We start from the raw sequence: 14750 nt of genomic DNA on the forward strand, positions 1-14750 counted from the left end.
GGGATGACCGAGATGGACACGTCCACCGACACCCGCGCCCACGACCTCGGGGACCACCGCCCACGCCGCGGCCGGCGGCTGCTCTGGCTCACGCTCGGCGTCGTCGCGGTCGCCGGCCCGGCGTACTGGCTGATGGCGCAACGCACCCCCGCCGACGAGGCGGCCACAGCACCGACCGGCCCGGCGGCCACCGCCACGGTCGAGCTCACGACCATCGCGGCCACCCAGACCTGGGACGGCACGCTCGGCCGGGGCGCGCCGGTCGTCGTGACGGCGGCCGCCCAGGGCACCGTCACCCGGATCGCGGCGCCGGACACCGCCGTCGCCCGCGGCACCGAGCTGTACCGGCTGAACGAACGCCCGGTCGTCGCGCTGATCGGCACCATCCCGATGTACCGCGACCTCGGCGAGGGCGACACCGGGGCCGATGTGGAGCAGCTCGAGGCCAACCTGACCGCCCTCGGCTACGACGGTTACGACGTCGACGAGGAGTTCACCTGGTACACCGCACAGGCCGTGGAGGAGTGGCAGGAGGATCTCGGGATCGACGAGACCGGCACGGTCGGGCTCGCCGACGTCGTGTTCCTCGCCGGCGGCGGGCGGGTCGACACCGTCGCCGCGGCGGTCGGCACGGCCCTGAGCCCGGGCGGCCAGGTGCTGGAGATCACCGGCACGGACCAGGTGGCCGACCTCGAGGTCGAGGTCGGCGACCGCGACCTGGTTCCGGTCGGGACCGCCGTCACCGTCCGGCTGGCGGGCGGGCTGGAGGTGCCCGGCACGGTCACCGCGGCCGCCGTCGTCCCGAGCGGTTCCGGCGACGACGGCGCCGACACCGGCTCGGACGACGCCTCGGGATCGACGGATGCCGTCACCGAGGTCGAGGTCACGCTCGCCGAGGCCGTCGATGAGGCGCTCATCGGCTCGCCGGTCGACGTCGTCGCCGCCGTCGACACCCGCGAGAACGTCCTGGTCGTCCCCGTCAACGCCCTGCTGACGCTGGCCGAGGGCGGTTTCGGCCTCGAGGTCGTCGCCGACGACGGCACGACGTCGGTCGTCGCCATCGAGGCGGGGCTGTTCGCCGACGGCATGGTCGAGGTGAGCGGCGCGGGCATCGAGGCGGGCACGGTCGTGGGGGTGGCCGGCCGATGAGCGAGGTCGTTCTGCTGCGTGACGTGCATCGCGTCTACCCGGGTCAGCCGCCGGTGCGGGCCCTGGCCGGCGTCGGCCTGCGGATCGAGGCGGGCGAGCTGGTCGGGATCGTCGGCCCGTCCGGTTCCGGGAAGTCGACGCTGCTCAACGTGCTCGGCACGCTCGACCGGGCCGACACCGGCCTGGTGCGGATCGACGGCCAGGACGTCGCCGGCCGTAGCGACCGGCACCTGTCCGCGCTGCGCGCCCACCGGATCGGCTTCGTGTTCCAGCAGTTCTTCCTGGCGCCCGGCGTGACAGCGCTCGACAACGTCGCCGACGGCCTGCTCTACACGGGAGCGTCGCTGCGGGAGCGGCGCCGTCGCGCGGCCCGCACCCTGGAGCGCGTCGGGCTGACCGATCGCAACCACCACCGTCCGCACGAGCTCTCCGGAGGGCAGCGGCAACGGGTCGCCGTCGCCCGGGCCCTGGTGGGCCGGCCGGCACTGCTGCTGGCCGACGAGCCCACCGGCGCGCTGGACTCCACGTCCGGCGCCGCCGTCATCGAGTTGCTGCACGAACTGCGTGGCGATGGCACGACCATCGTGATCATCACCCACGACCACCACGTGGCCGCCGATCTGCCCCGCACGGTGCACATCCTGGACGGCCGCATCGAGTCCGACGAGAGGACGGCCTGAGCATGAGTACCGCAACCCCGCCCGCGTCGCGGCTGCGGCCGCGTGACACCCTGCGCGTGGCGTTCTCCGGCCTGCGCGCCCGGCCGCTGCGTGCGGTCCTGTCGGCGCTGGGCATCGCCGTCGGGATCGCCGCGATGGTCGCCGTGGTCGGCATCTCCGCGTCCAGCCGCGAGCAGGTCAACCAGCAGCTGCGCGAGCTGGGCACCAACCTGCTGACGGTGCGGCCGGGCCAGGAGATGATGGGCGGCGGCGATGCCACCCTGCCGCCGGAGAGCATCGACATGGTGGCCCGCGTCGGCCCCGTCACCGACGTCAGCGCCATCGGCACGATCCAGGACACGGCCGTCTACCGCAGCAGCGCGGTCGACGCCAACCAGACCAACGGGTTGTCGGCCTACGCCGCCGACACCGACCTCCTGGCGACGGTGAGCGGCGCCCTCGCCGCCGGACGGTGGATCGACGCGGCGATGGCCGGCTATCCCACGGTCGTGCTGGGCGCGACCACCGCCGACCGGCTCGGCGTCGCGGTCACCGACGGCAGCGTCGCCATCGTCATCGGCGAGCAGCCGTTCGTCGTCGTCGGCATCCTCGAGCCTGTCCCGCTGGCGCCCGAGCTGGACGAGGCCGCGCTGGTCGGCTGGCCCGTCGCGAGCGAGCTGCTCGGCTTCGACGGCTCACCGACGACCATCTACGAGCGCTCCCCCGAGTCCGCCGTCGAGGCCGTGAGGGCCGTGTTGCCGGCCACCGTCAACCCGGAGAACCCCGAGGAGGTCACGGTCAGCAAGCCGTCCGATGCCCTGGCCGCCCAGGCGGCGGCCGACGAGACGCTCACCACGCTGCTGCTGGCCCTCGGCGGGGTCGCGCTGCTGGTGGGCGGGATCGGGGTGGCCAACACGATGGTCATCGCCGTGCTGGAGCGACGCTCGGAGATCGGGCTTCGCCGGGCACTCGGCGCGACGAGGGCGCACATCCGCCGCCAGTTCCTCGGCGAGTCGGTGCTGCTGGCGGCGCTCGGCGGGGTCGGCGGCGCCTTGCTGGGCGGTGCCGCGACGGCGGTGTTCGCGTCCAGCCGGGAGTGGCCGTTCGCCCTGCCGACCTGGATCCTGGCCGGCGCGGCCGCCGCGACCATCGTCATCGGCGCGCTCGCCGGCGCGTATCCGGCCGGCCGGGCAGCACGCATGTCACCCACAGCCGCGCTGTCGGTCGTGTGAGCGGGCGACGCTCAGCGGGAACTGCCGGCGATCGCGCCCTTCTCCAGGTAGCGGGCGAAGAACACCACCGCGAGCGCCATCGGGATCGAGCCGACCACCAGGCCGGCCATCAGCAGCGGCTCGTCGGTGGAGTACCGGCCGGGCAGCAGCGCCAGCGTCGGCGTCAGCAGCCGGTCGTCCGGCGACGGCGTCAGCAGCAGCGCCAGCGTCAGTTCGTTCCACATGGCCTGGAAGGCCAGCAGCCCGAACGTCATGATGCCCGCCCGCGCCACCGGCATGACGACGCTGACCAGCGTGCGCAGCGGGCCGGCGCCGTCGATGCGCGCGGCCTCCATCAGGTCCGTCGGCACCGTGCGGATCGCCGCGGCCAGCAGGAACACCCCGAACGGCAGGTTCGAGGCCACGTAGGCGAGGAACACCGACCACTTGCTGCCCACCAGGCCGACCTCGGAGAACAGCAGGAACAGCGGGATGATCAGCACCTGCCCGGGCACCAGCACCAGCGCCACGAACGACGAGTACACCAGCCGCTTGCCGCGGAAGCGCAGCTTCGCCACCGCGTAGCCGACCAGCGTCGCCAGCAGCACACACGTCGGCACCGCGAACACGATGACCAGCAGCGAGTTGCCGAGGCTCTGCAGCCCGCCGCGGTCGAACAGGAACGTGGAGAAGTTCGACCAGTTCATCCCGCCGGGCAGCGCGTACGGGCTGTCGGTGTACTCCGCGTCGGTCTTGAGCGAGTTGATGGTGAGGAAGACGAACGGGTAGACGGTGGTGACGGCGAGGGCGGTCAGCAGCAGCCAGCCGAAGAACCGCGGCAGCCCCTCGCCCGGGTGCTGCAGCGACGAGGTCCTGCGCGGCCAGCGGCGGGCCGGGCGCGGCCGGGCGGCGGCCTCGGTGGGAACGGTCAGCGTCATCGTGGCTCCCCGTCGTCGACCGCCGTGAGGCGGAACTGGATCACCGTCAGCACGATGACGATCAGGAACAGGATCAGCGCGAGCGCCGCGGCGGTGCCGAACTGCGAGGCCACGAACGCACGCTGGTAGACGTAGTAGTCCAGCGTCGTGGTGGAGAACCCGGGCCCGCCCGACGTCATCACGAACACGTAGCCGAACAGCGACGTGAACGTGTAGCTGACGTTGAGCACCGACACGAACCGGATCTGCCCCGACAGCAGCGGCACCGTGATGGACCGCGTGCGACGGAACCAGCCGGCGCCGTCGATGCGGGCCGCCTCGAACACCGCCGGGTCGATCGACGACAGCCCCGACAGCAGCACCATCATCCCGTAGCCGAACCCGCCCCAGGCCAGCGCGATGATGATCACCGACCGCGCGGTCGTCGAGCCGCCCAGCCAGTCCACCGGCGTGCCGCCGAACAGGTCGATGATCCGGTTCACCGGGCCGTCCAGCGAGAACAGCGTGCGGAACAGGATGCCGACGACGACGGTGGAGATGACGGTGGGCAGGAACAGCGCGATGCGGAAGAAGCCCCACCAGCGCACCCGCTCGTAGATGAGGATCGCCGACACCGTGGCCAGCGTCAGCACCAGCGGCACCGCGAGCAGGAAGATCGCGTTGTTGAGCAGGATCTCCCAGAACTGCCGCGACGTGAGCTGGTCGGTGAAGTTCTGCAGCCCGACCCACTCCGAGCGCACCCCGTTGGTGCGGTGCAGGCTGGTCCACACGGCCCAGCCCAGCGGCACCACGATGAGCGCGCCCACGAGCAGGATCGCCGGCGTCATCGACAGCCAGGCGAAGGTCCGCTCGGACCGCCGGTGATCCCGGAGGTGCGGGCGCTCGTCGGTCGCGACGCTCACGCTGCCTCCTCCACGATGGCCTGTCCCATGGCATCCTCCCGTCAGTTCTGGAATCGTATCCAGTCCGTCGGAGTAAGCAAACCCGCACCACCGGATGCGGTCCGTGGCGGTATGGGTGATCGGCCCGTTCTTGCCTTACTCTGTGCTTCACGGGCGCACCAGAGGGCCACCACAAGTGGCCCGGCCGAGGAGGATACTGAAAACGTGACCACGGAAACGCCGTCGTCCGAGCCACGCCGGTCCCGGCGGCCCAGCATGCGCATCGTCGCCGAGCGGGCCGGCGTGGCCGTGTCGTCGGTCTCGCGCGTGCTCTCCGGCCACGAGGATGTCAGCTCGGTCATGCGCAACCGGGTGCTCGACGCCGTCGCCGCGATCGGCTACGAGCGCGATCTGCTCGCGCAGAGCCTGCGCACCGGCGCCACCTACTCGGTCGGGTTCGTGGCCATCGACGTCGCCAACCCGGTCATCGCGCTCAACGCCGCCGGCGCGGAGTCGCTGTTCCGCGACGCCGGCTACGGGCTGCTGATCAGCAGCTCCGGCGGCGACCCAGACCTCGACCTGCACTACCTGCGCCACTTCGAGCAGCGCCGGGTCGACGGCATGATCCTGTCGCTGGCCCACGAGAACAACCCCGACACGCTGGCGCTGCTGCGGCAGCTGTCGACGCCGCTGGCGCTGATCGACCGGACGCTGCCGCGGGAGATCCCGGCCAGCGCCGTCCTGCACGACCACGCGACCGGCATCGACGCGGCGGTCGCGGATCTCGCCGGCCGCGGGCACACACGGTTCGCGCTGGTCAACGGCGCGCCCCACGTCCGGCCGTCGAAGGAGCGGGCGCGTGCGCTGCGGCGGGCCGTGCGGGCCGCGGGCGGCGAGCCGGTCACCGTCAAGGCCCGGGCGTACAGCGCCGAGCACGGCTACACCACGACCATGAGCTTCCTGGCCGCCCGGCCACGGCCGACGGTGCTGTTCGTCGGCGGCAACCAGATCCTCGCCGGCGCGCTGCGCGCGCTGGCCGAAGAGGGCGTGCGCATCCCCGAGGACATGGAGGTGGTGACGTTCGACAAGGTCGCGCTGTCGGACTTCCTCCGTCCGCCGCTGGGGTTCGTCACCCGCGACCCACGCGGCGCCGGCCGGCTCGCCGCCGAGCTGCTGCTGGAGCAGTTCGACGGCGCCGAGCCGCGCACCGTCACCGTGCCCACCGCCTACGAGCCGGCCCCGCGCTAGAACGTCGCCGTCAGGCCGCCGTCGACGGTGACCACTTGGCCGGTGACGTACGTGTTCGCGCGGCCGGCCAACCACGACACGACCTCCGCGACCTCGGCGGGCTGGGCGGCTCGGCCCAGCGGCAGCTTGCCGGACTCGACATAGCCGGCCCGGAACTGCGGCGTGTCCGTCTCGTCGACGCCGTCGGGCAGCACCGACATGCGGGTCCGGACGAAGCCGGGCGCGACCGCGTTGGCCAGCACACCGTGCGCCGCGTAGTCCAGCGCGACGGAGCGGGTGGCCGCCTCCAGCCCGGCCTTGCCGACGTCGTAGGCGATCGAGGCCGGCTGGGCGAACGCGGCGTGCACGCTGGTCACGTTGACGACGCGGCCGAACCCGGCGGCCGCCATCACCGGGACGAACGTCGCCATCAGCGCCATCGGCGCCTCCAGGTTCACCGCCCACAGCGCTCGCCAGTCCGCGACCGTCCCCTCGCCGACCGAGCCGGTCCGGAAGATCCCGGCGACGTTGACCAGCACGTCCACACCGCCGCCGAGCCGCCCGAGCGCCTCCCGGGCCGCGCGGGCGCGGGCGGTGTCGTCGGCGAGGTCGGCCTCGACGACGTCCACGCCCGGCTCGACGTCGAGACCCACGACGGTCGCGCCGTCAGCACGCAGCCGGCCGGCCACCGCGAGCCCGATGCCGTTGGCCGCGCCGGTGACGACGGCCCTCACGTGGTGCCGCCGGGACCGGGCTGGAACAGCTCGACGATGATGCCGTCCGGGTCGCGCAGGTACACGCCGGCGCCGCCCTTGTTCGCGCCGGTGTCGACGTCGATCGGCGGGCTGAGGAAGTCGACGCCGGCGGCGGCCAGCCGCGCATGCACGGCGTCGAGGTCGTCGACCAGGAAGCACACGTGCGGGTTGCCGACCAGCCGCGGCTCCAGCTCGGTCGTGCGCCGCTCCGGCACCAGGTACTCGAACAGCTCGATGACGATGCGCCGGCCCGGGTCGGTCAGGTGCGCCATGCGCACCGACGCGTCCGGGTAGCCGACGATCGCGGCCAGGTAGCCGCCGCGCTTCTCCTGCCGCATGACCACCTCGCAGCCCAGCTGCTCGGTGTAGAACTCCACCGACCGGTCCAGGTCGCTCACGGTCAGGCCGACATGGTGCACGGCCCCGATCTCGCCCACGCTCAGCTCCTCACGTCCCGCCACTCGACCTCGAGTGACACGCTCCACTCCATGCTCTCGCCCGGCGCCAGCACGACGGCGCCGTGTCCCGCGCCCAGGCCCGCGCCGTGCGCCGTCGACGTCGGCTCCAGCCCGAACGCGTACGTCTCACCGTTCCACGGCGGCTCGGCCGACCGGGCGAACTCCTGCCAGACCAGCAGGTGCGGGACCGCGGCGCCACGCCAGCTCAGGCGGACCGTGGCCGCGGGGCAGGTCACCGCGGCCACGGTCACGTCGCGGACGGCGAACACCCGGGCCGGGATGCTCGCGTCGACGGCGGCTCGGTCACCGGGCCAGTGATCCCGGCGGCCGGTGGGCGTGCCGTCGTAGGCCAGCTCCTCGACGACGGCGCCGGCCGGCAGCTCCAGCGTGGCCGGGCCGTCGAGGAGCGTCGTGAGCAGGTCCGAGCCCAGGATCAGGTGCTCGGCCAGCACGATCGGCCGAGCCTGGTCGCCGTCGTTCGTCGCCGAGGCGGACAGCTCGGCGCCGCCGGGCCGCAGCGTCCACCGTCGCCGCGAGCCGAGCCCCGCCGCGTCGGCCCAGGCCAGCTCGGCGGTGTCGTCACCGCTGCTCAGCAGCGTCCAGGGCGCCTGCGACGCGTTGCCGTGGAAGCCCTGCGGCGGGTCCACTCCCGCCGTGGCCGGCCCGGCGTTCGGGAAGCACGGCTGCCACCCCCCGTGCCACCGTGCCACCCAGTCCTGCTCGGTCCGGGCCGGCCCCTCTTCCTTGCCGACGGTGGTCCAGGGCGTGCTCGCAAGCACCGCCCGCCCGGCCACCGTCAGGTCCCGCAGTGCGCCGCCGTCGTCCGGATGGACGGTGGCGCGCACCCTGTCCGCCGTCAGCTCGATCGTCACGGCACCGGCGCCCCCAGCACCCGTGCGACCGCCCGGCAGGCGCCGCCGGTGTCCGCCGTCCCGCCGAGGTCGGGCGTCACGGCGTCGCCGGAGGCCAGCGCCGCGCGGACCGCGCCGTCGAGGCGTCGCGCCTGGTCGGCCAGGCCGAGGTGATCCAGCATCAGCACCGCCGACAGCAGCTGGCCGACCGGGCTGGCGATGCCGCGGCCGACGATGTCCGGCGCCGAGCCGTGCACCGGCTCGAACATCGACGGCTGTGAGCGGTCCGGGTTGATGTTGCCCGACGGCGCCGCGCCGATGCTGCCCATGAGCACCGCCCCGAGGTCGGCCAGGATGTCGCCGAACAGGTTGGAGCTCGCGATGACGTCGAACCGGGACGGGTCGCGCACCAGCGCCGCGGCCAGCGCGTCGATGTGCACGTGCCGGTACTCCACGCCCGGGAAGTCCTTCGCGACGTCGGCCGCGACCTCCTCCCAGAACACCATCGAATGCCGTAGCGCGTTCGACTTCGTCGCTGACGTGACGACGCCGCGGCGACGGGCCGCCAGCTGGAAGCTGAACCGGAGCAGCCGCTCGACGCCGGCCCGGGTGAAGACCGATGTCTGCACGACGACCTCCTGCGGCCGGCCCGCGTGCACCCGGCCGCCGATGTCGGCGTACTCACCCTCGGTGTTCTCGCGCACGACGACCAGGTCGAACGGGGCGCCGTCGCGCAGCGGCATCGTGACGCCGGGCAGGCTGGACAGCGGCCGCAGGTTGACGAACTGGTCGAAGTGCCGGCGGATGCGCAGCAGCAGGTCGCCGAGCGACACCGCGTCCGGCACCCGCGGGTCGCCGACGGCGCCGAGGAGGATCGCGTCGTGGCCGGCCAGCAGCTCAAGGCCGCCGGGCGGGATGTACTCGCCGGTGGCGAGGTAGCGCTCGGTCGACCAGTCCAGCGTGGTCCACCGCGCGGTCACGCCGTCGTGACGCAGCAGCGTGTCGACCAGCTCGACGACCGGGGGCACCACCTCGCGGCCGATGCCGTCGCCGGCGATGACCGCGATGCGCGGCGAGGTGGTCACGCCTCGGCGTCCGGTGCGGCCGGGAGGGCCTCACCGTCCGGCGGGACCAACGTCAGCCCGCCGTCGATGGTGATGACCTCGCCGGTGATGAACGACGCGGCGTCGGAGACCAGGTAGCGGACCAGCCCGCCGATCTCGGCCGGGTCGCCGAGCCGGTGCAGCGGCGTCGTGGCCAGCACCCGCTCCTCGTCGACGACGCCGAGCGCGACGTCCTCGTCCCACATCGGGGTGCGCTGGACGCCGGGCGCGATCGCGTTGCAGCGGACTCCGTAGGGCGCCCACTCCAGCGCGGCGATCTTCGTCATCATGATCACCGCGGCCTTCGTCGTCGAGTACGACAGCCGGCCGGCCCGCGGGCTGAAGCCGCGGATCGAGGAGATGTTCACGCAGACGCCGGAGCGCTGCTCGATGAACCGGCGGCCGGCGGCGCGCAGGCAGTGGAAGACGCCGGTCTGCATGACGTCGAGCGTGCGCTGCCAGTGCTCGTCGGAGGTCTCGACGATGCTCGGGCCGACCAGCGAGATGCCGGCGTTGTTGACCAGGATGTCCAGCCCGCCGTGCTCGGCCACGACGGCGTCGACCACCGCGTCGGCCTCGGCGCTGCTGGCGACGTCCAGGCGGTAGCCGGTGCCGCGTCCGTCCGGCAGCGCGGCGGCCGTCGCCTGCGCGGCGTCGCCGTCGACGTCGGTGACGGCCACCCGGGCCCCCGCCTGCGCCAGCGCGTCCGCGATGGACGCGCCGATCCCCCGTGCCGCGCCGGTGACCAGCGCCACCCGCCCCTCGAGCTCACCCACGTGTGCCGTCCCGATGCCGTTCTGGAATCATTTGCAGAAACTGTGCGCTGCGGCTTCGCGCCTTGTCAAACGCTGATGACGTCGCCGCACGTTGTTCCGCGGATTGACTGTCCTGGCCGAACGAACTAACGTCCGGATTGTGGTTGGAAACGATACCGGTGATCTGACACTGTTCGAGCAGATGGTGCGCATCCGGGAGTTCGAGAACGGCGTCGGCACGCTGTTCCATCGCAACCTCGTCCGCGGCTCGACCCACCTGTACAACGGCCAGGAGGCGGTTGCCGTCGGCGCCGTCGCGGCGCTGCGCCCGACGGACCCCGTCACCTGCACGTATCGCGGCCACGGCGTGGTGCTGGCCCGCGGCTCGGACCCGGTGGCCTGCTACGCGGAGATCCTCGGCCGGTCCGGCGGGCTGTGCGGCGGCAAGGGCGGGTCCATGCACCTCACCGACGTGTCGCGGGCGCACTACGGCTCGCACGCGATCGTCGGCGCGCACCTGCCGATCGCCGTCGGGCTCGGGCTGGGCGCGCAGTACCGCGGCACCGACGAGGTGTCGCTGACGTTCTTTGGCGACGGCACCGTCAACATCGGCGCGTTCCACGAGGCGCTGAACCTGGCCGCCGTCTGGTCGCTGCCCGTGGTCTTCGTCATCGAGAACAACCTGTACGGCGAGTACTCGCCGGTCGCAGCGACGACGCCGATCACCCGGCTGGCCGACCGCGCCGCCGGCTACGCGATGCCCGGCGTGCAGGTCGACGGCAACGACGTCCACGCCGTGCGCGACATCGTCGCCACCGCCGCGGAACGTGCCCGCGGCGGTGGCGGCCCCACGCTGATCGAGGCACTCACGTACCGGCAGGTCGGGCACTCGCGCAGCGACCCGGCGACGTACCGGCCGGAGGGCGAGCTCGACGCGTGGCTGGAGCGGGATCCGATCACGCTACTGGAACGATTCATCGGCGATGCCGCTGCGACCGCGTCGGTGCGCGAGCGGGTGGCGGCGGAGATCACCGCCGCGCTGGACGCGGCGCTGGCGCTGCCCGAGCCGGACGAGGCGGAGCTGCTGACGGACGTGATCGGATGAGCGCGGAGAAGTTCACCGAGAACGCGCTGAACTACCGGCAGACCATCGCCCGGTCGATCCACGACGCGATGCAGGCCGACCCGTCGGTGTTCTTCTTCGGCGAGGACATCGGCGCGGCCGGCGGCCCGTTCAAGACGACGGCCGGGCTGTTCGACGTGTTCGGGCCGCACCGGGTGCGGGACACGCCGATCTCCGAGCAGGCGATCGTCGGCGCCGCGATCGGCGCGGCCGCGATGGGCCAGCGTCCGATCGCCGAGATCATGTTCGCCGACTTCGCCGCCGTCGCGCACGACCAGATCGTCAACCAGCTGGCCAAGTACCGGTACATGACCGGCGGCCAGGTGCGGCTGCCGGTGACGCTGCGGCTGTCGAACGGCGCGGGGTCCGGGTTCGCGGCGCAGCACTCGCAGCCGGTGGAGAACTGGTACATCGGCGTGCCCGGTCTCAAGGTCGTCGCGCCCGGCACCGTCGAGGACCTCTACGGGCTGATGCAGGCGGCCGTTCGCGACGACGACCCCGTGCTGGTGTTCGAGCACAAGACGCTGTTCTCGGTGAAGGGGACGGTGACGCCGGGCGCGGTCGTGCCGATCGGCTCGGCCGCCGTCGTCCGCTCCGGCGGGGATGTCACGATCGTCGCGGCGCAGCTGATGCGGCACCGCGCCGTCGAGGCCGCGGCGAGGCTCGACGACGAGGGCATTCACTGCACGGTGATCGACCCGCGCACGCTGGTGCCGTTCGACGACGAGACGGTGCTGGCGAGCCTGCGCGAGACGTCCAGGCTGGTCGTGGTCGGCGAGGGCCCGGCGGACGGGTCGTGGGGAGCGGCGCTGGTCGCCCGGGTGGCGCGGCACGGGTTCGAGCTGCTCGACGCGGCGCCGCGGCTGGTGTGCTCGCCGTTCACGCCGGTGCCGTACGCGGAGAGTCTGGAGCGGGCCTGGCTGCCCAGCGTCGACGACATCGTGGCGGAGGTCCGCTCGGTCGTCGCCTACTGACGCCGGCCGCGTCCTGGGCGGCGCCGGCCCGATCGGAGCGGCTCGCCTCGTCGGCACTGGACCCGTAGCCTCGGGCGGGGCGCCGGCACACCGTGCGGCGGCCGTCCGGAGAGGAGGGCGCAAACGCGATGACCAGCGTCGTCACCGGATTCGCCGTCATCGTCTCGATCATCGCCGTCGGCTATGTCCTCGGCCGGACCGAGCTGCTGGGCCCGTCCGGCCCCGTCGTGCTGTCGCGGCTGGCGTTCTGGGTGGCGAGCCCCGCGCTGATGTTCCACACCGTCGCCGAGGCGGATCTGTCCGTTCTGGTCGCGGTGTCGCTGGTCGCGACCGCCGGCAGCGTCGCCGTCGTGATGACGCTGTTCGCACTGGCCGGCTGGTGGCGCCGCTGGGGCGTCTCGTACACGACGCTGGGCGTCATCTGCTCCGGCCTGGTCAATGCCGGCAACCTCGGCATCCCGATCGCCGCGTACGTCCTGGGTGACGCGACGCTGGTGGCGCCGATCCTGCTGCTGCAGAACATCGTGGTCGTGCCGGTGGCCCTCACGGTGCTGGACCTCGCCGGCCGCGGCGCGTCGATGCCGGTGTGGCGGCGGTTCCTGACGCCGTTGCAGAGCCCGATCACCGTCGCCTCCCTCGCCGGCGTCGCCGTCGCCGCCTCCGGTGTCACGGTGCCCGAGCCGCTGATGGAGCCGTTCGTGCTGGTCGGGGCGATCTCGATTCCATCGGTACTGATGGTGTTCGGCATCTCGCTGCGCGGCAGCGCCCGTCCCGGCCGCGGTCCGGACGGCGGACCGCTCGCGCTGGCGGTCGTGCTGAAGACGGTCGTGCAGCCGGCGGTGGCGTACCTGATCGGCCGGGCGCTGGGGTTGTCCGGCTCGGAGCTGCTGGCGGTGGTGGTGCTCGCCGCGCTGCCGACGGCGCAGACCGCGCTGACGTACGCGCTGCGGTACGGCCACGCGCAGGTGCTGGTGCGGGAGGCCATCCTCGTGACGACGGCGCTCTCCCTCCCCGTCCTCGTCCTGGTGGCGACCCTGCTCAAATAGCCCGGTTCAGCTGCCCAGGTCGAGCGTCAGCTGCACCGCGGCCCGCTCGAACAGCCCGGTTCAGCCACCCAGGTCGAGCGTCAGCTGCACCGCGGCGTCGGCCGGTTGGAGCCCGGTGACGGTGATGCCGGCCCGCTCCACCCGGACCCCGTCCCCCGGCAGCAGCGCCTGGACCGTCGCCGCGAGCCGCCCGGCGTCGGCGGTGGGCTCGGGTAGCCGGGTGCGGCCATGATGCTCGAGGCGGTTGGCGTATGTCAGCCCGAGCGTCACGACGGTGCAGGTGAACCCGCCGTCGCGGAGTCGTGCGGCCAGTTCCGCCGTCAGCCCTTCGACGTCGACGGTGGCGCCGCGGGGGATCGTGCGCTGGACGCTGAAGGAGCGGCGGGGTCGCTCGGGCCGCACGGTGGCGTCGTCGGTTCCGGTGACGATGGCGGTGAGCCGGCGGGCCATCAGCGTGCCCGCGATGTCGCGCAGGTGTTCGGGGTGGACGACGGCGATGTCGGCGACGGTGCGGATGTTGTGCTGCCGCAGCCGCTCCATGGTCGCGTCGCCGACGCCCCACAGCTCCTCGACGAGCAGCGCCGGCCGGAGGTAGCGTTCCTCGGCCGGTTGGATCACGCGCAGGCCGCGTGGCTTCACCGAGCGGGACGCGAGCTTGGCCATCAGCTTCGTCCGCCCGACGCCGATCGTCACCGGCAGGCCGGTCTCCTGCCAGACGGCACGCTGGATGGACGCCGCCAGCTGGTCGACCGTCGCCCAGGGTGTGGTGCGGGTGTCGAGGAACGCCTCTTCCATGGAGCCGGCCTCGAGCCTGGCGGCGAACCGTCCGAACACGGCGAACAGCGCGCCGCTCGCCGCGGCGTACGCGTCGGACCGCAACGGCACGATCCGCAGTCGCGGACACACGGCGGTCGCCTCGCCGACCGACATGCCGGCCCTGACGCCCCACTCCCGCGCCTCGTAACTGGCGCACGCGATCACGACGTCGCCCGCCGCCATCGGAACGCCCCGCAGCGCCGGATCGTCCCGCTGCTCGACGGCCGCGAAGAACGCGTCGACGTCGGCATGCAGCAGCGGTCCGCCCGGAAGCGCCCGGGCGAACTGGTCTCCCTCGCTCGGCAGCGCGACGAGGGCCTCCGGCTCGGCGTCTATGCGTCCCAGCCTAAGCCGAGGGTCTGACGGTCTTTCGTGCGCTGGGTGAGCTTCGACGTCTTCGTCTGGGCCTTCCGCGGCGTGGGTCGGCTGCCGCGAGTCCTGGCCCCGGAATTGGCGAAGGGCCACCCCTGCGGGAAGCCCTTCATCTGGTCAACTCCCCGCAACCGCGTCCGGTTCCCGGAGCCGTGGGCGGGTCCGCGGAGCGCTACCGGGCGCCGCCGAGCCGGCTGAACCGGGTGCTCGCCGCCGCCCATACCTGACGGCGGCCCGGTTGCCGGGCGCGTTCTGCGGCAGGGCGCACGTCATGCGCTTGGGGTCCGGCGCCGGCCCGCCGACTGGTCCCTGGAATGCGTGATGGCCCACCCCCGGTGTGTTGGGGGTGGGCCATCGTGTGGGTGTGTGTCCGGCGGTGTCCTACTCTCCCACCCCCGCTGGGGGGCAGTACCATCGGCGCTGGTGGGCTTA

At 73.0% G+C, this 14750-nt stretch carries 15 protein-coding genes; 7 read left to right on the forward strand and 8 right to left on the reverse strand.

Translation table 11 applies throughout. The annotated features are described in order from the left end of the window. From C1I92_RS30655 to C1I92_RS30665, 3 genes are all read left to right on the forward strand, one after another. Positions 1 to 1149 (forward strand): peptidoglycan-binding protein (locus tag C1I92_RS30655; protein ID WP_233507479.1); only part of this gene is annotated, 1149 nt, incomplete at its 5' end. Next, positions 1146 to 1829: an ABC transporter ATP-binding protein gene (locus C1I92_RS30660; RefSeq protein ID WP_111258428.1), complete on the forward strand. Its 684-nt coding sequence runs from the start codon at positions 1146 to 1148 to the stop codon at positions 1827 to 1829. The genes C1I92_RS30655 and C1I92_RS30660, both read left to right, overlap by 4 nt. Positions 1830 to 1831: 2 nt before the next feature. Then, positions 1832 to 3040 (forward strand): ABC transporter permease, encoded by a 1209-nt coding sequence (locus tag C1I92_RS30665; RefSeq protein ID WP_111258429.1) that lies wholly within the window; start codon positions 1832 to 1834, stop codon positions 3038 to 3040. 11 nt (positions 3041 to 3051) lie between these two features. On the opposite strand, the gene C1I92_RS30670 is transcribed toward C1I92_RS30665, so the two are convergent. Continuing rightward, complete coding sequence (locus C1I92_RS30670) at positions 3052 to 3957, reverse strand: carbohydrate ABC transporter permease (protein WP_111258430.1); 906 nt, start codon at positions 3955 to 3957, stop codon at positions 3052 to 3054. Further along, complete coding sequence (locus tag C1I92_RS30675) at positions 3954 to 4859, reverse strand: carbohydrate ABC transporter permease (protein ID WP_111258431.1); 906 nt, start codon at positions 4857 to 4859, stop codon at positions 3954 to 3956. Before C1I92_RS30675 ends, C1I92_RS30670 begins: the two co-directional genes overlap by 4 nt. 204 nt (positions 4860 to 5063) lie before the next feature. On the opposite strand from C1I92_RS30675, the gene C1I92_RS30680 reads away from it, so the two are divergent. Continuing rightward, positions 5064 to 6086: a LacI family DNA-binding transcriptional regulator gene (locus C1I92_RS30680; protein ID WP_158564355.1), complete on the forward strand. Its 1023-nt coding sequence runs from the start codon at positions 5064 to 5066 to the stop codon at positions 6084 to 6086. Here C1I92_RS30680 and C1I92_RS30685 read toward each other — a convergent pair. From C1I92_RS30685 to C1I92_RS30705, 5 genes are read right to left on the reverse strand one after another with little or no spacing between them, the layout of a single operon-like run. After that, on the reverse strand, positions 6083 to 6799 hold the full coding sequence (locus tag C1I92_RS30685; RefSeq protein WP_111258433.1) for an SDR family NAD(P)-dependent oxidoreductase: 717 nt from the start codon (positions 6797 to 6799) through the stop codon (positions 6083 to 6085). The genes C1I92_RS30680 and C1I92_RS30685 overlap by 4 nt on opposite strands. Next, positions 6796 to 7257 carry a VOC family protein gene (locus C1I92_RS30690; protein WP_158564357.1) on the reverse strand — a complete coding sequence of 154 codons (462 nt, stop codon included), beginning with the start codon at positions 7255 to 7257 and terminating at the stop codon, positions 6796 to 6798. The genes C1I92_RS30685 and C1I92_RS30690 overlap by 4 nt, the downstream gene beginning before the upstream one ends. 2 nt (positions 7258 to 7259) lie before the next feature. After that, a complete protein-coding gene (locus C1I92_RS30695; RefSeq protein ID WP_111258435.1) occupies positions 7260 to 8150 on the reverse strand; it encodes an aldose epimerase family protein in 891 nt (296 codons plus the stop codon). Continuing rightward, positions 8147 to 9214, reverse strand: a complete 1068-nt coding sequence (locus C1I92_RS30700) for an isocitrate/isopropylmalate dehydrogenase family protein (RefSeq protein WP_111258436.1) — start codon at positions 9212 to 9214, stop codon at positions 8147 to 8149. Before C1I92_RS30700 ends, C1I92_RS30695 begins: the two co-directional genes overlap by 4 nt. Continuing rightward, positions 9211 to 10008, reverse strand: a complete 798-nt coding sequence (locus C1I92_RS30705) for an SDR family NAD(P)-dependent oxidoreductase (RefSeq protein ID WP_158564359.1) — start codon at positions 10006 to 10008, stop codon at positions 9211 to 9213. Before C1I92_RS30705 ends, C1I92_RS30700 begins: the two co-directional genes overlap by 4 nt. Before the next feature lie 139 nt (positions 10009 to 10147). Between C1I92_RS30705 and C1I92_RS30710 the strand changes: the two genes are divergently transcribed. From C1I92_RS30710 to C1I92_RS30720, 3 genes are all read left to right on the forward strand, one after another. After that, positions 10148 to 11092, forward strand: coding sequence for a thiamine pyrophosphate-dependent dehydrogenase E1 component subunit alpha (locus C1I92_RS30710; RefSeq protein WP_199521761.1), 945 nt, complete (start codon positions 10148 to 10150; stop codon positions 11090 to 11092). After that, positions 11089 to 12084 (forward strand): alpha-ketoacid dehydrogenase subunit beta, encoded by a 996-nt coding sequence (locus tag C1I92_RS30715; RefSeq protein ID WP_111258439.1) that lies wholly within the window; start codon positions 11089 to 11091, stop codon positions 12082 to 12084. The genes C1I92_RS30710 and C1I92_RS30715 overlap by 4 nt, the downstream gene beginning before the upstream one ends. 128 nt (positions 12085 to 12212) lie before the next feature. Next, on the forward strand, positions 12213 to 13130 hold the full coding sequence (locus C1I92_RS30720) for an AEC family transporter (protein ID WP_111258440.1): 918 nt from the start codon (positions 12213 to 12215) through the stop codon (positions 13128 to 13130). Between the two features lie 60 nt (positions 13131 to 13190). Here the strand turns inward: C1I92_RS30720 and C1I92_RS30725 are convergent, their stop codons facing one another. Further along, positions 13191 to 14411, reverse strand: coding sequence for a Y-family DNA polymerase (locus C1I92_RS30725; protein WP_111258441.1), 1221 nt, complete (start codon positions 14409 to 14411; stop codon positions 13191 to 13193). Between the last annotated feature and the right edge of the window lie 339 nt (positions 14412 to 14750).

The sequence above is a fragment of the Jiangella anatolica genome, assembly GCF_003236295.1.
GTDB classification, from domain to species: domain Bacteria; phylum Actinomycetota; class Actinomycetes; order Jiangellales; family Jiangellaceae; genus Jiangella; species Jiangella anatolica.

Bases quoted from the DNA above. Each gene is read 5' to 3' on its own strand.
- C1I92_RS30660 (WP_111258428.1), top strand. From the start codon at position 1,146: ATGAGCGAGGTCGTTCTGCTGCGTGACGTGCATCGCGTCTACCCGGGT.
- C1I92_RS30665 (WP_111258429.1), top strand. From the start codon at position 1,832: ATGAGTACCGCAACCCCGCCCGCGTCGCGGCTGCGGCCGCGTGACACC.
- C1I92_RS30670 (WP_111258430.1), bottom strand. From the start codon at position 3,957: ATGACGCTGACCGTTCCCACCGAGGCCGCCGCCCGGCCGCGCCCGGCC.
- C1I92_RS30715 (WP_111258439.1), top strand. From the start codon at position 11,089: ATGAGCGCGGAGAAGTTCACCGAGAACGCGCTGAACTACCGGCAGACC.
- C1I92_RS30720 (WP_111258440.1), top strand. From the start codon at position 12,213: ATGACCAGCGTCGTCACCGGATTCGCCGTCATCGTCTCGATCATCGCC.